The 16,983-nt window shown below is 43.1% G+C and carries 22 protein-coding genes, 2 tRNA genes and 1 pseudogene; 8 read left to right on the forward strand and 17 right to left on the reverse strand.

Translation table 11 applies throughout. The features are described from left to right. Nucleotides 1–259: 259 nt before the first annotated feature. The 13 genes and pseudogenes from DW793_RS11510 to DW793_RS11565 all read right to left on the reverse strand — a co-directional run bounded on the left by DW793_RS11510 (nt 260) and on the right by DW793_RS11565 (nt 7,236). Nucleotides 260–1,219, reverse strand: a complete 960-nt coding sequence (locus DW793_RS11510; RefSeq protein ID WP_118158201.1) for a transglutaminase domain-containing protein — start codon at nt 1,217–1,219, stop codon at nt 260–262. A gap of 110 nt (nt 1,220–1,329) precedes the next feature. Continuing rightward, entirely contained in the window at nt 1,330–1,752 is a 423-nt protein-coding gene (locus DW793_RS11515) for a DUF3846 domain-containing protein (protein ID WP_118158202.1), read from the reverse strand. Next, entirely contained in the window at nt 1,753–2,022 is a 270-nt protein-coding gene (locus DW793_RS11520; protein WP_118158203.1) for a hypothetical protein, read from the reverse strand. A gap of 9 nt (nt 2,023–2,031) precedes the next feature. Continuing rightward, on the reverse strand, nt 2,032–2,838 hold the full coding sequence (locus DW793_RS11525) for a DNA adenine methylase (protein WP_118158216.1): 807 nt from the start codon (nt 2,836–2,838) through the stop codon (nt 2,032–2,034). 137 nt (nt 2,839–2,975) lie between these two features. Further along, nucleotides 2,976–3,173, reverse strand: coding sequence for a hypothetical protein (locus tag DW793_RS11530; protein ID WP_118158204.1), 198 nt, complete (start codon nt 3,171–3,173; stop codon nt 2,976–2,978). Further along, entirely contained in the window at nt 3,154–3,294 is a 141-nt protein-coding gene (locus DW793_RS14725; RefSeq protein ID WP_181988356.1) for a hypothetical protein, read from the reverse strand. The genes DW793_RS11530 and DW793_RS14725 overlap by 20 nt, the downstream gene beginning before the upstream one ends. Continuing rightward, a pseudogene (locus DW793_RS11535) lies at nt 3,295–3,525 on the reverse strand (hypothetical protein); the annotation flags it as partial. A gap of 5 nt (nt 3,526–3,530) precedes the next feature. Then, complete coding sequence (locus DW793_RS11540; protein ID WP_181988357.1) at nt 3,531–4,304, reverse strand: phage antirepressor KilAC domain-containing protein; 774 nt, start codon at nt 4,302–4,304, stop codon at nt 3,531–3,533. Next, the gene (gene dcm / locus DW793_RS11545; protein ID WP_118158207.1) at nt 4,279–5,568 is read right to left on the reverse strand and encodes a DNA (cytosine-5-)-methyltransferase; all 1,290 of its coding nucleotides are present in this window, start codon (nt 5,566–5,568) and stop codon (nt 4,279–4,281) included. The genes DW793_RS11540 and dcm overlap by 26 nt, the downstream gene beginning before the upstream one ends. Nucleotides 5,569–5,622: 54 nt before the next feature. Further along, nucleotides 5,623–5,949 (reverse strand): DUF4314 domain-containing protein, encoded by a 327-nt coding sequence (locus DW793_RS11550; protein WP_046441724.1) that lies wholly within the window; start codon nt 5,947–5,949, stop codon nt 5,623–5,625. A gap of 8 nt (nt 5,950–5,957) precedes the next feature. Continuing rightward, the gene (locus tag DW793_RS11555; protein ID WP_118158208.1) at nt 5,958–6,296 is read right to left on the reverse strand and encodes a hypothetical protein; all 339 of its coding nucleotides are present in this window, start codon (nt 6,294–6,296) and stop codon (nt 5,958–5,960) included. 126 nt (nt 6,297–6,422) lie between these two features. Continuing rightward, complete coding sequence (locus tag DW793_RS11560) at nt 6,423–6,791, reverse strand: DUF6329 domain-containing protein (RefSeq protein WP_118158209.1); 369 nt, start codon at nt 6,789–6,791, stop codon at nt 6,423–6,425. 368 nt (nt 6,792–7,159) lie between these two features. Then, nucleotides 7,160–7,236, reverse strand: a tRNA-Met gene (locus DW793_RS11565). Nucleotides 7,237–7,385: 149 nt separating this feature from the next. Between DW793_RS11565 and DW793_RS11570 the strand changes: the two genes are divergently transcribed. Then, nucleotides 7,386–7,462, forward strand: a tRNA-Pro gene (locus DW793_RS11570). 106 nt (nt 7,463–7,568) lie between these two features. Here DW793_RS11570 and xylB read toward each other — a convergent pair. Continuing rightward, the gene (gene xylB / locus DW793_RS11575) at nt 7,569–9,092 is read right to left on the reverse strand and encodes a xylulokinase (RefSeq protein WP_118158210.1); all 1,524 of its coding nucleotides are present in this window, start codon (nt 9,090–9,092) and stop codon (nt 7,569–7,571) included. 245 nt (nt 9,093–9,337) lie between these two features. Continuing rightward, a complete protein-coding gene (locus DW793_RS11580) occupies nt 9,338–9,517 on the reverse strand; it encodes a hypothetical protein (protein ID WP_022288558.1) in 180 nt (59 codons plus the stop codon). 387 nt (nt 9,518–9,904) lie between these two features. Between DW793_RS11580 and serC the strand changes: the two genes are divergently transcribed. From serC to DW793_RS11595, 4 genes are all read left to right on the forward strand, one after another. Next, on the forward strand, nt 9,905–10,987 hold the full coding sequence (gene serC, locus DW793_RS11585; protein ID WP_117859494.1) for a 3-phosphoserine/phosphohydroxythreonine transaminase: 1,083 nt from the start codon (nt 9,905–9,907) through the stop codon (nt 10,985–10,987). Beyond that, on the forward strand, nt 10,980–11,141 hold the full coding sequence (locus tag DW793_RS14730; RefSeq protein WP_181988358.1) for a hypothetical protein: 162 nt from the start codon (nt 10,980–10,982) through the stop codon (nt 11,139–11,141). The genes serC and DW793_RS14730 overlap by 8 nt, the downstream gene beginning before the upstream one ends. A gap of 23 nt (nt 11,142–11,164) precedes the next feature. Continuing rightward, nucleotides 11,165–12,316 (forward strand): 3-phosphoglycerate dehydrogenase family protein, encoded by a 1,152-nt coding sequence (locus DW793_RS11590; protein ID WP_118158211.1) that lies wholly within the window; start codon nt 11,165–11,167, stop codon nt 12,314–12,316. Nucleotides 12,317–12,435: 119 nt separating this feature from the next. After that, a complete protein-coding gene (locus DW793_RS11595; RefSeq protein WP_117877770.1) occupies nt 12,436–12,729 on the forward strand; it encodes a hypothetical protein in 294 nt (97 codons plus the stop codon). 73 nt (nt 12,730–12,802) lie between these two features. Here DW793_RS11595 and DW793_RS11600 read toward each other — a convergent pair whose 3' ends face one another. Continuing rightward, nucleotides 12,803–13,288 (reverse strand): GtrA family protein, encoded by a 486-nt coding sequence (locus DW793_RS11600; RefSeq protein ID WP_022287598.1) that lies wholly within the window; start codon nt 13,286–13,288, stop codon nt 12,803–12,805. A gap of 209 nt (nt 13,289–13,497) precedes the next feature. Between DW793_RS11600 and DW793_RS11605 the strand changes: the two genes are divergently transcribed. The 3 genes from DW793_RS11605 (at nt 13,498) to DW793_RS11615 (ending at nt 16,198) form a co-directional block, all read left to right on the forward strand. Continuing rightward, entirely contained in the window at nt 13,498–14,766 is a 1,269-nt protein-coding gene (locus DW793_RS11605) for a hemolysin family protein (RefSeq protein ID WP_118158212.1), read from the forward strand. After that, complete coding sequence (locus tag DW793_RS11610; RefSeq protein WP_118158213.1) at nt 14,759–15,262, forward strand: hypothetical protein; 504 nt, start codon at nt 14,759–14,761, stop codon at nt 15,260–15,262. The genes DW793_RS11605 and DW793_RS11610 overlap by 8 nt, the downstream gene beginning before the upstream one ends. 102 nt (nt 15,263–15,364) lie before the next feature. Beyond that, entirely contained in the window at nt 15,365–16,198 is an 834-nt protein-coding gene (locus tag DW793_RS11615; protein ID WP_118158214.1) for a hypothetical protein, read from the forward strand. A 103-nt stretch (nt 16,199–16,301) separates the two neighbouring features. On the opposite strand, the gene DW793_RS11620 is transcribed toward DW793_RS11615, so the two are convergent. Next, entirely contained in the window at nt 16,302–16,799 is a 498-nt protein-coding gene (locus DW793_RS11620) for a hypothetical protein (protein ID WP_118158215.1), read from the reverse strand. Between the last annotated feature and the right edge of the window lie 184 nt (nt 16,800–16,983).

Here is a 16,983-nt window from a genome sequence, read left to right on the forward strand (position 1 = left end):
AGCGTCCCTTTGGGGATGCACAGCTCATCTGCTGCTGCCTTGGTGCCAATCTCCTTTGCGAGCTTTATTGCCTGCTTTTTAAACTCTTCATCATATTGTTTTCCTGTTCCCATTGATGACACACTCCTTTGTTTTTATTATACTTTGATTGTTTTGTATGTGTCAAGTTTTATTATACAGGATTACTCCTTTGATTTCACGCAAAGAAAAAGAGCCGAAATTTCTTCGGCTCTCTCACTTGCATATTTGTTACATATTATCAATAAGCCGATTCGCTTATCGAAATTTCAATTGTATTATCATTTTCATCAAATATTCGGGTTATTTCACCGTATTTATCTGATTTTAAAAATCTGCCGCCCTGTGTATCGAACACATACCATGTTCCTTCCACACATACTAAGTTTGTCATATGACCGTACCAGGCATCCGGTGAGAAAAACGCATACCGACATTCAAGTCCCACACCTTTACAAGCGTACATTGTTGCTGCTGAGAATACTTGACAATTTCCGCTGACGTTCCCTCTGATCCAATTGTAAACAGCTTCGGCTTTTCCATAATCAGAGCCGTTGTGCCCCAATCCTGCACCTATATTGTAATATTCATCGGTTGTTCTTCCGAGCGAATTTACATAATTCAAAACGCTTTGCAGGCTTGTTGTATCTTCAATTATATCTTCCGGCGGTTCAGTCTGCGGTTTTGGTGTAGTAGTCGGCGGATTTGTCACCGCAGGTTTTGCCGTTGTAACCGGAGGAGAAGGGTTGTTATTCTGAGGCTTATTGTCAGACGATTGGTTATTCTGCTGCGCACCGTTATTGCTCTGATTGTTATCGGACGGCGAATTATAGGTCTGCTGACTATTCTGCGCAGGCTGTACGTTATTTTCCTGACCGTTATTATTCTGCACGGAATTGTTTTGTCCCTGAATTGAGTTTCCCGAAGCACCTGACGAACCTGATTTCTTTGTAGTAGTTACAGTAATACCCGTCGGCTTTGAAGATGAGGATACCGTCTGCGAACTCTTTTTCGTAGTAGTTGTGGCTTCGCTTGTATCCTTTTCTTCTTTTGCCGATGAAGTTTCCGCAGTATCTTCGCCAGCCGTGCTTTCGGAAGCAATTGCTGTAGTAGTTCCCACTTTGGATTCTGTATCGTCTATCTGTCCGCAAGCCGTGAGCAGCAGACTGCATACAGCTAAGATCGTTATTGCTTTTTTCATGGTATCACCCCGATAAATTTGTTTCTTTAACGATAGCATATAACCGCCGCAAAATCCAGTGATTTTTGGTTTTTCTACCTATTCAATAAATTAAAAAGCCAATCTTTGTACTACATTGCTATCTCAGGCTCAGGTTTATCCGCTGGTCCGTCCGCCATTTCCTCATCGGGAGTATTTTCTACCTCAATTTCCGTAGCCTGCATTTGCTCCAATACGATAATGGGAGTTTCAAACATTTCGGAATATTTCTTGATCTGATCATCGGTAAGTGAACAGCTGTCCCATTCGCCGTATTCGTTCATATAATTTCCTGAAACAAAGAAAGTTCCATGTACAAGAACATTTCCCACAATACGATTAGGCTGTGAACCATTAAGCAGGAATTCATCGTTGCACCAAGCAATCGCAGTTTCTTTCGGCTCAAAATATATAGGTTCGATACACCCTCCGACTATTGCCTGCATATCGTGAATATCATCGCCGATTTCCTTTTCATACGGCGCTTTTTCAGGCTCAATAACAAGTATTTTCATTTACAAAACCTCCTCATCTTCATTGCAATAATCCCACAGTGGACACTCGCCGCAGTCATCAAACATTGCACAGGTACGCTGTATCTCCTCTTCGGATATCCCACAGTCAAAATGCTGCTTTTTCTGTTCGTCTTGCCATACGATAAGTGAAACACCGCTGCTGTCACGTTCGACCTCTACCGTTACAGCATTTCCGTGCCTGTCATAAAGCCCAGAAAATTCTGTTTTGCCTTTTGCCGTTAAAACCTGTGCCAATATTATCTTCTTCATAAAAACCTCCTAATCAAAAAGCGAAAGCTGTTTGATAGCTTTCGCACGTTCGCTTGTGTCATAATTTGATATGAGCAGCTCTGCATACTGACAGCCGCCGTCATACCGCTGTGCCAAATTGTTCAGCCTACTTATCTCTTCAATGTGAATGTTTGGTTTATGCCATATCTCACGGATCTCAGTGCAATCGTTATACGAAACCAAAAATCTGCCTTTGATGTCAAGCAGAGCGTCACGCAGTCTGATATGGTCTTTTGCAGTAAAACCTACGTCCTTGTAGTAATTTTCAGTCGCAAAATACGGCGGATCACAGTAAAAAAAGCTGACGGGTCTGTCATACTGCCTGATAAGCCTTTCAAAATCCTTGTTCTCAACAACTACTTTCTGTAATCTTCTTGCGGCAAGGTCGATCATAGGGAAGTCCGACCACATCGAATGCGGCTGACTTCCAAAGCTGTCAAGACCGCTTGCATAGCTGTAACGTATAAGCTGATAAAACTTAGCCGCTCTGTCAACGTCATAAAGCCTTGGCAAAATACCACGTTTGTGAAGTATAGCTAAGTATTCAAAATCTTCTCTTGAATCAAGCACATACCTAAGCTTGTATTTCAGCTTTGCAGGCTTATCACGAACGCAGCGGTACAAATTTGCAAGATTTGAATTGAAGTCATTGTACACCTCAAAATCTGCACCGGGCGGCTTGTGAAACAGCACCCAGCCTGCACCGCCGAACACCTCGATATATCTTTCATAGTAGGTTGGAAACCTTGCAAGCACTTCATCACGAAGATTTTTCTTCCCACCTACCCAAGACATAAAACTGTTCATTAAGCTCCTTTCCTTGCCAAACAGCAGAAAAGAAGTATGCAAATGAAAAAGTCGCTTTGCAAGCACCAGATTTATTTATCTGCTGTTGGCAAAACGACCTTAGTTTTTATTTAATTGTGTTTTCTTCAGCCCTTGATCATTGGATCGACGTAGCTGAATATAATGCGTTTCTGTTCAAGGTAGCCGTCGGCTTTGTTGACCTCAGTACATAATTCTTTGTACTGTTTTTCCGAAAGCACATTCTTTGCTGCTCTCAGCATTGCAGGAATATTACCCATACAGAACTTGAAGTCTACTTTGGCTTTAACTCTGTTTGTGTGCATCTTTGACCTCCTTATCAAGACGTGCGATCTCTTTTTCAGCAGACTTAAAAGCCACGGCAAGAGAACCTATCGTTGTTCCGATGATACCGCCTATCATCATTCCAATGAACAAATACGTCATTTACATCATCTCAATTTCAAAATCTTCGGTTTCTTCCTCATCAACCGAAGTAATTTCCACGTACTCGTCAATAATACTCAGCGCCTCATCATAGCTTCCCGAAGAGGTGATTCGGCTGCACATTTCCTTGGATTCATTCGACATACCATTTCTTTTCAGTGTTCTTGAAGCAATGCCCATAAGATTAAAGATATTTCCGTTCTGACCTATGAGCGGACATTTTGGCTTTTCGTACATTACGCAAGCTCCTTTCCGTAATACTTTTTCAGCAATGATATAACGAAGAGCTGCCCCTTTCCGGTCACAAACGTCTGCTGATAGGTCTTTTTCATGCCGTCAACCTCAAACACTGATTCCTTAACTGCAAAATATCCTCGGTCGATATATCTCTGATATGGCAGATTGTTCGCCATGAGCACGCCTTTTCCTTTGAGCCAGCCGTAGAGCTTGTTTCTGCCGACAGGGATATTTTCGGCTCTTGCAATCTTTGCCATAGAGTTCATGTTGATAAGATTATCGGTGTTTGACACCTGATTAGCAAACTCCACCAAAGGCTGATCGTGACGTATCCGCTCGTTCAGCCTTCTTATCGCTGTCATCTGCAAACGGAAAAGATTTTGATATGGTTCTTCAAGAAAGGGGAGGTAGTTTTCTATGAACATTTCCTCGTTGGCGACGTAGCCGCCTGTGCGCCTTATCGTTGGGATAACCTCGGAGGTCAGCCATTTACGAAACGGTTTTGCTTTCGGCTTGTCAGACCTCACAAGAATTGAATATAAACCAGATTCGTTTACAACGTATGCTTTCTGCTTTCTTCCGAGCGAATCGGTGAGTCCGATTGAATCGTACTCATCCTTATCAAGCCTTTTAACTACCTCTCCGGCACTGTTTGCTTTCATTTCAAGCACTTGGCAGATATCTTTTAATATCCACCACGGCTCGCCGTCCTTGATAACCGTTCTCACTTTTCCAAACTCTTCATTCTCAAATATTTTTATCTTCTGTTCCATTTCCATTCTCCTTGTCGATCTCTGAAATATACTTTCCAATAGCCTCGATAACATTTATAGTCACGGCATTTCCTGCTTGCTTGTACAGCTGTGCATCGGACATTCCTGTGGCTTTGACCTTGTTGAACTGCTCATCGGTAAAGCCCTGCAGCCGCCAACATTCCAACGGCATAAGCTTTCTGATATATCCGCAGTACACAACCCCGTGTCTGTCGGTAACGGTCAAAGTAAACATCGGCTCGTTGGGAAGTTTAAATCTTCGGCCTTGCTGTCTTGTTTCTGCTTTTGCAGGATCAAGCACGGCTATCGGGTCTGTTATGAGGACAACTCCGGATTTTTCGCCTTTGTGATGACCAATACCGCTGTCCTGCCTTGACGTTATGCACCTCGCAAGCTCTGTAACTTTCGGTTCGGGATTCATATCGATACACATAGCGTAATATCCCTGATTACAGCTTGTTGTAAGGGTATGGGCTATCTCCTTGCCCACTCTTCCACGCCTTGAATTCATATTTGGATATGCAAGGTCGATGCTGTCTCCGGGCAGAGCAATCTGATATCCTGACTTAGTTTTTGATTTTATTGGCAGACCGATTATCTCGTAAAGGCCTGTTTTTCCTCCGAAACCGCCTGCCTGACTTGTAAGGGTTATGCTCAGTCCGTCGGCTGAATATACCCTGTTTCCCTCTCTGCCTGAAATTCTTTTGACAAGAGTTTTTGGATTTGCGTCCGTGAAAGACAGTACTTTTCCGGAACACTTTTCTCTATGAAATCCGATAATATACACTCTTTTTCGGGATTGGGGAACTTCAAAATCTGCGCTGTTAAGCACTTCCCATGCGACATCGTACCCCAGTTCATCCAATGCACCGAGGATGGCAGCAAACGTCCTGCCTTGGTCATGCGATAGCAAACCGGGAACATTTTCAAGGAGCAGATATTTAGGTTTTTTGACGGCGGCAATTCTGGCAATTTCAAAGAAGAGAGTTCCTCGGGTATCGCTGAATCCTTTCCGTTTTCCAGCGATTGAAAAGCTTTGGCAAGGGAATCCTCCGCATATAAGGTCGAGATCGGGCAGCTCGTTTGGGTCGATTTTTCTTGCGTCATCATAAAACACCTCACCTTCTGTATCATACAAAGTTTCATAAGCTTTCTTTGCATACTTATCTATCTCGCAATATCCGACGCACTCAAAGCCGCCCGCTTTTTCAAGTCCTGAGCGAAATCCGCCGATACCTGCAAAGATATCGAAATATTTTATCATTTACCACGTTCCTTTCCTCAATAAAAAAACGGCCAAGCTTTCTTAACTTAACCGTTACATTGACATATTCATTTCTTCGTTTTCTTCAAGATCTTCCGTTTCTGTAATTTCCTCGCACTCAATATTTTCCTCTGTTTGCTTATCAATCTGACTCTGTTCCTGAGCGATTTTATGGAACTTATCCACATCGGGGATAACCCCAAGCGTTCTTCCGTTATCAAATTTACAGTGCAGAGTACCCGCATCGTCCACAAATTGAACTATGCCTTTAGTACCTGGTGGAATCGGACGGGGATCGTTATCCATACTGTCAAGGCATATCCGAGTTCCTTCGGGATATCTCTGCCTGAGCATTTCTACCTTCTTTTCGTTGTAAATCATATTACACCTCACATCGTCATTCCCATATCGGGTTCTTCGGTCATGTCCTCAAACTGATCGCTGTTCATTTCTTCCTCCGTCTGCAAAAACCATTTGTCGGAATTCCAAAAGCTGATATAAATTTCTCCGTCGGGAGTTTTTATCGGTCTTTGCTCCAGACTCTCTCCTGCGCCGTCGCTTAACTGCCCGGTACAATATTCACGGAGATCCTCAAGTTCATCTTCCGTAAGCTGACCGTGAACGTTTGCTGTGACCACTCCCACAAGTTCTCCGTTATGTTCTTCGACCGACATAAATGCGGAAAACACCTTTCGGTCAACAGAATTGCCTCTATCGTACCAATGCATCAGACCTCGCTCTTTTTCTTCGGGCAAATTGAAATCGCTGATAAAATGATTTATCTCCGATTTGTAAGCAGAAGCTTCATAGGAGGAGATTTTTTCGTATTCCTCATCAGACCAACATTCAGGTACTCAGCTGATCTCAAGGGGACAGTAAAATTTCATTTCCTGCAAATGCGTCTGAATATGATTTTCGTACAACAGCTTTGCGTTTGGAATATACTGAACGTATCTAGCGTAGGATGAGCCTTCAGCTTCGATCAGCAGACCATCACCCTGTTCCTCATCGTAGATCAGCAGACAATGATAAATATCATCTCTGTCGCAGTACATCAAATCTGTGTTCTCAGCGATCAGGTCATTGTCCTGCAAGGGATGCCTTTTTAAATTATCAAACTCAGCATGAGAAACTGCTATCGCTTTTTCCACCGCACAGGACTTTGTCTTAAATTCTGCCTCTTTGCGAAGCAGGTTAGTGTTGATTATCAATTTTTCATTCATTGACTTTTCCTCCGTTCGTTTTGTTTCCTTTTTATATAGTACATCTGCCACATGGGTATCACGTCCTTTCTTGAGAAATAAAAAAAGGCCGCTTTGTCGTTTATCACATTTCGTGATATTTGACAAAACAGCCTTCTAAACTTTGTGAATGTTTTTTCATAAAAAAAAGCAAGCCGGGAGCGAAATCTGCTCAAAGCTTGCCGTTTTATTTGACAATATTCATTTGTCGAGGGTTCAAATCCTTCCAGTCGGTGAAAATCATGAAAAAGCATCCATGGTTTTACACTAAAAATTTTCGACTGAAAAGCATGAAAAAAGCCCGTAAATACGGGCTTTTAAGGGTGAGCATCCATTTAGTCTCACCAATATGGTTGCGGGAGCTGGATTTGAACCAACGACCTTCGGGTTATGAGCCCGACGAGCTACCGAACTGCTCCATCCCGCGATATTTTATTGTTTTTTACTGCTCTCTCTTGAGTGCTTATTTATTATATCACAAATGAATGTGAATGTCAATACCTTTTTTGCAATTTTTTTATTTTGACTGAAAACTCTTGACTATTGTATCCAAATCGGGTATAATATATACGTTGTCGGGGTGTGGCGCAGATTGGTAGCGCGCTACCTTGGGGTGGTAGAGGTCGCCTGTTCAAATCAGGTCACTCCGACCAATATGTAAAAACGGCTTTCCGCTATTGTGGAGAGCCGTTTTTTAGTTGTCAAAATATTTTAACACAAAAAAAGCTCCGACAGCAAATCGGAGCTTTTGGCTTTGTATTACATCTTCGCAAGCTTTGCAAATTCTGCTTTCAGTGCAGGATAGATCTCTGTGTAAAGCTTGTAGTATTTCTCATACTCAGGTACTCGCTCTGCTTCAGGCTGCTGTACCTTGTCGGTCTTTACTACTGCCTTACAAGCTTCCGGTACTGATGAGTAAATGCCTGCGCCTGTTGCTGCAAGAAGTGCTACGCCAAGGGCTGGACCTTCTTTCGATGAAGCTGTTTTTACAGGGCAGTTGTAAAGATCTGCGAGCATTGATCTCCACAGCAGTGAGCTTCCGCCGCCTCCGCATGCCATCATGTCGGACACGTTGATATCCATTTCTCTGAATACCTCGACGCAATCCCTAAGGGAATATGATACGCCCTCCATTACCGCTCTCAGCATATCACGCTTTGTGTGCATTGCGGAAAGTCCGAAGAATACTCCTCTTGCGTCAGGGTCAAGATGCGGTGTTCTTTCGCCCATGAGATATGGCAGATAGAGAAGTCTGTTTGCACCAACAGGCACTTTCTCTGCTTCCTTATCCATGAGATAATATTCGTCAACACCCATGCACTTTGCTGTTTCTTTCTCTGCATTGCAGAAATTATCCCTAAACCATTTCAGCGAAAGTCCTGCACCCTGTGTAACACCCATAACGTGCCATGCGTTCGGCACTGCTGCACAGCAGGTGTGAACTCTGCCCTTTGGGTCTATAGAGATAGAAGAAGTGTGTGCGAATACAACGCCTGATGTTCCGATAGTTGTGAACGCCTTACCGTCCTCTGCAACGCCTGTTCCGATAGCCGCAGCGGCATTGTCGCCTGCTCCGCCTACTACTATAGTACCCTCTTTAAGTCCTGTAAGCTCAGCCATTTTCTTTGTGACCTTGCCTGTTACCTCGCATGACTCGTAAACCTTGCCCAGCATTGACATATCAATGCCAAGCGTATCGCAGACTTCCTTTGACCAGCAGCGGTTTGGCACATCAAGAAGCTGCATACCGCTTGCGTCGGAAACCTCTGTTGCATATTCGCCAGTGAGGATAAATCTCAGATAGTCCTTTGGCAGAAGAATGTGTCTGCACTTTTCATATATATCAGGCTCGTTGTTCTTTACCCAAAGGATTTTCGCAGCCGTCCAGCCTGTGAGGGCAGGGTTTGCTGTTATCTTGATGAGCTTTTCTCTGCCTAGCTTTTCGTTCATTTCTTCAACTTCTGCGGCAGTTCTCTGATCGCACCATATTATGGACTTTCTAAGAACGTTGTTGTCCTTGTCGAGCATAACAAGTCCGTGCATCTGACCTGAGATACCAACACCTGCAACGTCCTCTTTATTTACACCGCTTTTGGTCATAACAGCCTTGATAGTGTTTATCATTGCGTTTGCCCAATCAGCAGGGTCTTGCTCTGCATAGCCGTTTTTAGGCTGATACATAGGATATTCAATAGTTACAGAAGAGATAACAGTACCCTTTTCGTCAAAAAGCACCGTCTTAGTGCCGCTTGTGCCGCAGTCTACGCCGATTACATAAGCCATATTTTTTTACTCCTTTATAATATGTATAGTATCATTTGTGCTCATTAAAACGATTACATTAATTATACAATATTTCTCTCTAAAATGCAATACCCATAAAACGTTTTCGCAAAATTTATCTGCACATAAAAAAAGGACGGTGGGGCTACCGTCCTATAAGTTTGTTGAAAGACCTGGCGAACTTGTTGGCGGGACGTCGTGTCTGCGTTATTGGCAGGGTTCGGTCTTATACCGCCATTTTAAGTCTAGTCTGCTTTCTCAAGCACAAAGAATGTGCTGTTGTTTTCGCTTTTCATTTCCTTTATAGCCCAGCCTGCCGCGATCAGACTGTTGAGCTTTTCAACTCGCTGAAATCTGTCCATATCCGGGGCTTTTCCATCATGGGCTTTGTCCTCATTTCTTGAAACATAAAATATCTTTTGCATATATATCCTCTTTCCCTGAGAGTGACAATTGTTCCCCGACTTTTTTACAACTGTCGCATTTTATTGATTACATTATACTACACAAATATGGAGATTTCAAGGAATACCAAAAATTTTAACCTCTTTTTAACGTTTTAGTATTATTCTGATTTTTCATGCTTTTCAGTGCTTATTATATATAACGGCATAGGTAAGGTGTAAAAATGCACGTTTTCAGGGCTGTTTTATGTGCTGATATGTACAAAAACTTATGACGAGTGAGTATTTTTATATGACAGCCCTTGACTTTTTTTTATAAAAGGCTATATAATAATATTATTAATTTATATATTTATAGTCTTTATAAATAATGAAACTAAGAAACTAATTTATATGGAGGGTTTAACAATGGGTAGAGTATATAACTTCAGCGCAGGTCCTGCTGTACTCCCTGAGGAAGTGCTTAAGGAAGCTGCCGATGAAATGCTCGATTATAAGGGCACAGGTATGAGCGTAATGGAGATGAGCCACCGTTCCAAGGCGTTCGATGACATCATCAAGGAAGCTGAAAAGGACATCAGAGATCTTATGGGTATCCCTGATAACTACAAGGTGCTGTTCCTTCAGGGCGGTGCTTCTCAGCAGTTCTCAGCCGTTCCTATGAACCTTATGAAGAACAAGAAAGCGGCTTACATAATCACAGGTCAGTGGGCTAAGAAGGCTTATCAGGAGGCTCAGAAATACGGCGAGGCTGTTGCTGTGGCTTCTTCTGCTGACAAGACTTTCTCTTATATCCCTGACTGTTCAGATCTGGATATCCCAGAGGACGCTGACTATGTTTATATCTGCGAAAACAATACTATCTATGGTACAAAGTACAAGACTCTGCCTAACACAAAGGGTCACACACTTGTTGCAGACGTTTCTTCCTGCTTCCTGTCTGAGCCTGTTGACGTAACAAAGTACGGCGTTATTTACGGCGGCGTTCAGAAGAACGTTGGTCCTGCCGGCGTTGTTATTGCTATCATCAGAGAAGATCTTATCACTGACGATGTTCTCGAGGGAACACCTACAATGCTCAAGTGGAAAACTCAGGCTGACGCTGACTCTCTTTACAATACACCTCCTTGCTATGGCATCTACATCTGCGGCAAGGTATTCAAGTGGATAAAGAAAATGGGCGGTCTTGAGGCTATGAAGGCTCACAACGAGAAGAAGGCTAAGATACTTTATGATTATCTTGACCAGAGCAAGCTCTTCAAGGGCACTGTTGTTCCTGAGGACAGATCTCTTATGAACGTTCCATTCGTAACAGGCGACGCTGAGCTTGACAAGAAGTTCGTTGCTGAGGCTACAGCAGCAGGCTTTGTAAACCTCAAGGGTCACAGAACTGTCGGCGGAATGAGAGCGTCTATCTACAATGCAATGCCTATTGAGGGCGTTGAAAAGCTCGTTGAGTTCATGAAGAAGTTCGAGGCTGAGAATGCTTGATCGTCTTTTAAAGATGATATCTTCAATTGACACTATGCGGCATGACGACTGGCGTGAAAGAATGCAAAGAAAAAACAGTGTGAGGGCTAAGCTTGCAGTTGCGATCTTTGGCATTGTGATAGTCGGTTGCCTGATTGTCAGAGTGATCTCGTAAACCATTTGAAAGAGGTAATTGAAATGTATAATGTTTTAACTCTGAATAAGATCGCTACCTGCGGTACTGATATCTTTGACAAGGCTAAGTACACAGTAAGCGACAATGCTGAAAATCCTACCGCTATAATGGTACGTTCAGCAAAGATGCACGATATGGAGATGCCTGAGAGCCTGCTTGCTATTGCAAGAGCAGGCGCTGGCGTAAACAATATTCCGGTTGAGAAGTGTGCAGAGCAGGGAATCGTTGTATTCAACACACCTGGCGCAAACTCAAACGCTGTTAAGGAGCTTGCTATTTGTGCGCTTCTTCTTTCTTCAAGAAAGATAACAGAGGCTGCTGCATGGGCTGCTTCACTCAAGGGCACTCCTGACGCTCCAAAGACAGTTGAGGGCGGCAAGTCTAAGTTTGCAGGTCCTGAGATACTGGGCAAGACTCTTGGCGTAATCGGTCTTGGTGCTATCGGCGGAAAGATCGCAAACGCAGCCGTTGCACTTGGCATGGACGTTATTGGCTATGACCCATTCCTTTCAGTAAACGCAGCTATCCAGCTTGATCCTGCTGTAAAGGTAACTGCTGATATCAATGATATTTACAAGAACAGTGACTATATCACTATCCATGTTCCTTATACACCTGACACAAAGAACACTATCGACGAGGCTCAGATAGCAATGATGAAGGACGGCGTTCGTCTTATCAACCTTGCAAGAGGCGAGCTTATCAACAGTGCGGCTGTTGTAAAGGCTATCAAGGACGGCAAGGTAGCAAAGTATGTAACAGACTTTGCAGATGATGTTGTTCTTGGCGAGGAGAATGTTATCGTTCTTCCACACCTTGGCGCTTCCACACCTGAGTCAGAGGACAACTGCGCAACAATGGCGGCTCACGAGCTTATCGACTATATCGAGAAGGGAACTATCAAGAATTCTGTAAACTTCCCTAATGCAGAGCTTGCTAAAACAGGCGACCACCTTGTTTGCGTGCTTCACAAGAACGTTCCTGCACTTATCGCACAGATCACATCTGTTGTATCTGACAAGGGCGCAAATATCGAGAACCTTGTAAACAAGTCTAAGAAAGACTGGGCTTACACAATGCTCGATGTTACAGGCGACGTTGACGCTGACGCTTTCAAGTCTATCGAGGGCGTTGTTGGCGTAAGAGTTCTTTAATTGTTGATAAAAGAAATTTTATATGCAGCAATGAGGCTGCCCACGGACGAACTGCGTCTTGGGCAGCCTTTTTTGATACAAAAAAGCTATAATTTAAGTGAAAAATGGAGGATTTTAAAATGGACAAACTTATAACAGCAATTTTATTTATCGGAATACCAATGGCACTGACTCAGCTTATTTACAGGATAATTGACCACAAGGGTAACAAGACCGCAAGGCTTGCTGAGCGTTTTCCTGTGCTTGTGAAAAGAAAGTTTCTTGTGCAGATAGGCGGAGCAATGGCGTTCGTTATCGTGTTCGGGCTTATCTCGCTTCTGCTTGACCTGCCTATCAAGGTGTTTTTCATTGTGTGCGGAGTTGTAGTGGGTGTGATAAACGGAATGGCGGTCACGCTTATGTATAGAGATTGATCAGTTGCAACGTGGCAACTGGGGCAAAATAAAAAGCTGTCAGCATTTTTTGCCGACAGCTTTTTATGTATGCTTATTTCTTTCTGAAGACCACAAGCTTGCTGATGACATAGTTAAGTATCAGCACAACAACGTTTGCCACTATCTTTGTTACCCAATAGTTGAAGCTGAGAAGTGAGTAGCCGAGCCACATCATGAACATTTCTACGAGAAGAGTGAATATCCTGCCGCCGTAAAATGAAGCCGCTTCGGAGATTATCGCCTTTTTGCCCTCTGCTTCAGACTCGAATACCCATATTCTGTTGGTTATGTATGCGAATGTTACTGCACATATCCATGATATGACGGTGCTTGTGGTGGAAACACCGCCCTTGCCTATGCCTGCCTGCTCCAAAAGTACTTTTGAGATGCCTGCGGTCACAAAGCTCACTGCGGTGGTGAGTACGCCGAAAAACAGATACAAAAGCATTTCTTTGTTTTTGACGTAAAAGGGTCTGAACCAACCGAATATCTTCCAGTCCATTATTTTGTCGAAAATGTCCTTATCTTTCTTTGCCATTTCTGTTATCTCCTTTTGTGCATATGAATATTATGAACACAAAGAATATTATAACTCTTTTACATCGTTTTTTCAATAATACTGTTGCAATTGGTTAAAAAATATGTTATGATAACTATATGTAGTCAGTTTTCATGACTGCCTTTAGTGCTATTTTTATAACTAGGGCAGCAAATTTATATTCTGACCTGAAAGGATAATTTTATTTTATGAAAGTTGTTATCATCGCTGTGCTTCTTATGCTGTCTGCTATTTGTTCTGCAACGGAGACAGCGTTTTCTTCATGCAACAGGATAAGGCTAAAAAAACTTGCAGACGACGGAAACAAGTCTGCAAAGAAGGCAATGAACATATGCGATAATTTTGACAAGGCACTCACTGCTATACTTGTTGGAAACAACGTGGTGAACATTTCTTCATCTTCTATTGCAACGGTGCTTTTTACGGAGAAGTTCGGCAAGGGAAGCGTGGGTCTGGCTACTGTAGTCATGACGGTGCTTGTGCTTATTTTTGGTGAGATCTTGCCTAAGAGCCTTGCAAAGGAAAATTCTGAGCGGTTTTCTATTCTTATGGCGGCTCCGCTTTCCGCATTCATGTTCATTATCACACCTATAACGGCTATCTTTATGGGCATAAAAAGCGGCGTTTCAAAGATTGTGGGCAACAAGAACAGCGAGCCGTCTGTTACTGAGGAAGAGCTTAAATATATCATAGACGAGATTCAGGACGAGGGCGTACTTGAAGAGCAGGAGTCGGAGCTTGTGCGTTCGGCACTTGATTTTGACGAGATAACCATAAGCGAGATACTTGTGCCTAGAGTAAATATCGAGGGCGTTGAGCTTCATGAGGATATGGAGAGCATAAAAAAACGCTTTGTGCAGACAAAGTTTTCAAGGCTTCCTGTGTATGACAAGGATATAGACCACATTGTGGGTCTTATCCACCAGGCTGACTTTTTTGAAATGTATCTGAAGGGCAAGACGGACATAAGCCTTATAATGAACAAGCCACTTTACATAACTGAAAACCGCAAGATATCTGAGATCTTGAAGCAGATGCAGCGTAAAAAGGTGCATATGGCGGTGGTGCTCGACCAATACGGCGGCACTGAGGGCATTTGTACTCTTGAGGATATCATAGAGGAGCTTGTGGGCGAGATCTATGATGAAAGCGACGAGGAGGATACCTCCCTTGTGAAAATAAGCGACGGTGTTTATGAGGCGTCGGCGGAGCTTTCGGTATCGGATTTTCTTGACAGGATAGGACTGCCGGAGGACACTATCGAAACCGAAAGAACATCTCTCGGTGGCTGGATAATGGATATGCTTGACAGACTTCCTGAGCAGAATGAAGTTATAAGCTGTCCGCCTTTTGAGATGACAGTGAAAATGGAGGACGAGCAGAAAATAGACAGGATACGCTTCAAGATATCTGAGGAGGAGCTTGAAAGCAAGAAGGCGGAGGAAGAAAATGCCTAAGCAGATAAAGAAAGAGCAGATAAAAAAGTCAGAGCTTTTATACAGAAAATGGTCTGTTGCAGGGCTTGCGGCAGCGACTGTGTTCATGGGGTGTATGGCTGGGCTTATGAGCATGATAGTGAAAACCGAGGGGGCAAAGGTGCCAACGATAGTGCTTTTTGCGGCGTTCATTATCTACACGGCAGTGTCGGTGGTATGTGCGGTGCTTGGAGTGAAAAGCTATGTAAAGGACGACTGCGGAGTGTGTCTTTTTCAGGGTATAGTGCATATTTACAGCGTTATAGCCTGCGTAATGAATGTGAGAATGGCATTTATAATACTGTTCTCAGCGTTAGGCTCGCAATCGGGGGTAGATACCCTTATAGGAAGCCAATCGCAGAACGAATTTATACAAAGTCAGTATGCAAGCTGGATATGTCTTGCTGTTGCTACTCTGTTCTCAGTGATACTTGGTATTTTGGCGGTAGTATGGCTTGTGAAAAATAAAAAGAACTGATAAATCGGCTTTGCGTAGGGGCGACCTTGGGTCGCCCGTTATTTCGTATGTTTCACAGCATACAGGTCTTAGAAAATCATATAGTAAGGAAGAAGAAAAATAATGTTTTTGCTTATACTTGTAGTTGTATGCTACACAATATGTTCCCTTAGTGACAAGTACGCTGTTTCAACGGCAAAATTCAACGGCGATGAGCTTGGATTCTTAATGGCGGCGGCAACGGCTGTTTTCATGGCTTGCTGTCTGCCTTTCCTCGACAGGACTATCACCTTTAGCTGGCAATCCTTTGCAGCGATAGGTCTGCTGTGCTTGTCGAAGATCCTTGAATTTAAGCTTTCGGCTATTATCCTTGATGAAATATCAGCCTTTGAGCTTAAGGCTTGGCTTGGTATCACCCTTTTCATGTCCTATGCAACGGATATTTTTCTTGGTGAAAAGCCGAGCATTTTCAAGTTTCTTTTTATCGTGCTTACTGTTGCAGGACTTGTTTTTATCGCAAAATCAGGCAGAACGGACAGCGGAAATATAAATTACCGCAGGATAGTTGTTCCTCTGGTGTTCTATCTTTTGGCAAGATACGGCTACGGCATAGTTGTAAGAGCGTCGGAGAATTACATATCCTCGACCATGGCGCTGTTCTTTGCGCTTATACTTATGGCTATCATACTTCTGCCAAGGGCGAAGCCTTTGGAGATATTCAAGAAAAATCAAAAGGGCGCATGGGTGGTCGTGCTTACAAAGATTCCGAATGTGGCAGGTCTGCTTGCGGAGAACGCTGTTATTGCTGTGAGCCTTGCGAGTGCGTCATTTATCCAGCCTATGATACTGTGTTCGCTGTTTATTATAGCGCTCATAAGAAAAGAGCCTATCACAAAGCTGAGATTTATCGGTAGCGTTATTTGTATGGCGGGCATAATAGGATTTCAAATATGTTAAAAAAACGTCGGACGTTTTCAAATTCGTCCGACGTTTTGTTGTCTGAAAGTTTACAGAAAGAAAGTGAGCGACCAGAGGTCGCCCCAACATCTTGATGTTATGTTTATCTTTCGGTATTGTACATTGCGGCAAACCAGTAATCTTCTTCAAGATAGCTTGTGTCTTTCTTGCCCCATGTAATTTTTATTTTCACAAGACAGCCGTCAATATCCTCTTTTGGAAGCTCCAGCTTTTTGGACTCCTTGGCAAGCACCTTTCCGTCATAGCTGTAGACAGTGTAAAGCACGTCACCGAGCCTGTCCCCTGTGGCTTCTACGGACATAGGGGTTTTAAGGGTAACATTGCCGTCCTTATCTACATCCGCCTTTACATTAAATGACGGTACAGAGGAGAGCAGATCTTCAAAGCTCTTTTCAGCGGAAAGGCTCTCGCTCTTGCCATTGCAGTATCGTGTCTTTTCAGTGCCGGGAAGCTCATATTTGCTTCCGTCACAGGTCAGCACAACTGAACCTTTCTCCACCTTTGGAGTTATATTTATCACAAGGGCGCAAGCCAAAAAGATAATAGCGGTAAGCAGGCCTACAAGTATTTTCCTTTTCATTATTATCACCAATGCTATTATAGCACCTTTTGGAATAATAATCAAGGGTAGTGTTTGAAAATGAGATCAAGCAAATGTAGTGCTACAATAGATATTGGACAAAATTAAGAAAAAAGAAAAGAGAGATAGACAAAAATCTGATAAAATAAAGTTACCACACCAAATTCAAATCAGAAAGGAAGCC

Source organism: Ruminococcus sp. AM31-15AC (genome assembly GCF_003462045.1).
Lineage (GTDB): Bacteria > Bacillota > Clostridia > Oscillospirales > Ruminococcaceae > Hominimerdicola > Hominimerdicola aceti.

Excerpts from the sequence above, each read along its gene's own strand:
- DW793_RS14730 (WP_181988358.1), top strand. The coding sequence starts at position 10,980 with ATGCTTGATCGTCTTTTAAAGATGATATCTTCAATTGACACTATGCGG.
- DW793_RS11595 (WP_117877770.1), top strand. The coding sequence starts at position 12,436 with ATGGACAAACTTATAACAGCAATTTTATTTATCGGAATACCAATGGCA.
- DW793_RS11580 (WP_022288558.1), bottom strand. The coding sequence starts at position 9,517 with ATGCAAAAGATATTTTATGTTTCAAGAAATGAGGACAAAGCCCATGAT.
- DW793_RS11560 (WP_118158209.1), bottom strand. The coding sequence starts at position 6,791 with ATGAATGAAAAATTGATAATCAACACTAACCTGCTTCGCAAAGAGGCA.
- DW793_RS11510 (WP_118158201.1), bottom strand. The coding sequence starts at position 1,219 with ATGAAAAAAGCAATAACGATCTTAGCTGTATGCAGTCTGCTGCTCACG.
- serC (WP_117859494.1), top strand. The coding sequence starts at position 9,905 with ATGGGTAGAGTATATAACTTCAGCGCAGGTCCTGCTGTACTCCCTGAG.
- DW793_RS11605 (WP_118158212.1), top strand. The coding sequence starts at position 13,498 with ATGAAAGTTGTTATCATCGCTGTGCTTCTTATGCTGTCTGCTATTTGT.
- DW793_RS11600 (WP_022287598.1), bottom strand. The coding sequence starts at position 13,288 with ATGGCAAAGAAAGATAAGGACATTTTCGACAAAATAATGGACTGGAAG.
- DW793_RS11530 (WP_118158204.1), bottom strand. The coding sequence starts at position 3,173 with ATGCACACAAACAGAGTTAAAGCCAAAGTAGACTTCAAGTTCTGTATG.
- DW793_RS11620 (WP_118158215.1), bottom strand. The coding sequence starts at position 16,799 with ATGAAAAGGAAAATACTTGTAGGCCTGCTTACCGCTATTATCTTTTTG.
- DW793_RS11520 (WP_118158203.1), bottom strand. The coding sequence starts at position 2,022 with ATGAAGAAGATAATATTGGCACAGGTTTTAACGGCAAAAGGCAAAACA.
- DW793_RS11540 (WP_181988357.1), bottom strand. The coding sequence starts at position 4,304 with ATGGAACAGAAGATAAAAATATTTGAGAATGAAGAGTTTGGAAAAGTG.
- DW793_RS11550 (WP_046441724.1), bottom strand. The coding sequence starts at position 5,949 with ATGATTTACAACGAAAAGAAGGTAGAAATGCTCAGGCAGAGATATCCC.
- DW793_RS11515 (WP_118158202.1), bottom strand. The coding sequence starts at position 1,752 with ATGAAAATACTTGTTATTGAGCCTGAAAAAGCGCCGTATGAAAAGGAA.
- DW793_RS11610 (WP_118158213.1), top strand. The coding sequence starts at position 14,759 with ATGCCTAAGCAGATAAAGAAAGAGCAGATAAAAAAGTCAGAGCTTTTA.
- DW793_RS11590 (WP_118158211.1), top strand. The coding sequence starts at position 11,165 with ATGTATAATGTTTTAACTCTGAATAAGATCGCTACCTGCGGTACTGAT.
- DW793_RS11615 (WP_118158214.1), top strand. The coding sequence starts at position 15,365 with ATGTTTTTGCTTATACTTGTAGTTGTATGCTACACAATATGTTCCCTT.
- xylB (WP_118158210.1), bottom strand. The coding sequence starts at position 9,092 with ATGGCTTATGTAATCGGCGTAGACTGCGGCACAAGCGGCACTAAGACG.
- DW793_RS14725 (WP_181988356.1), bottom strand. The coding sequence starts at position 3,294 with ATGACGTATTTGTTCATTGGAATGATGATAGGCGGTATCATCGGAACA.
- DW793_RS11525 (WP_118158216.1), bottom strand. The coding sequence starts at position 2,838 with ATGTCTTGGGTAGGTGGGAAGAAAAATCTTCGTGATGAAGTGCTTGCA.
- DW793_RS11555 (WP_118158208.1), bottom strand. The coding sequence starts at position 6,296 with ATGCATTGGTACGATAGAGGCAATTCTGTTGACCGAAAGGTGTTTTCC.
- dcm (WP_118158207.1), bottom strand. The coding sequence starts at position 5,568 with ATGATAAAATATTTCGATATCTTTGCAGGTATCGGCGGATTTCGCTCA.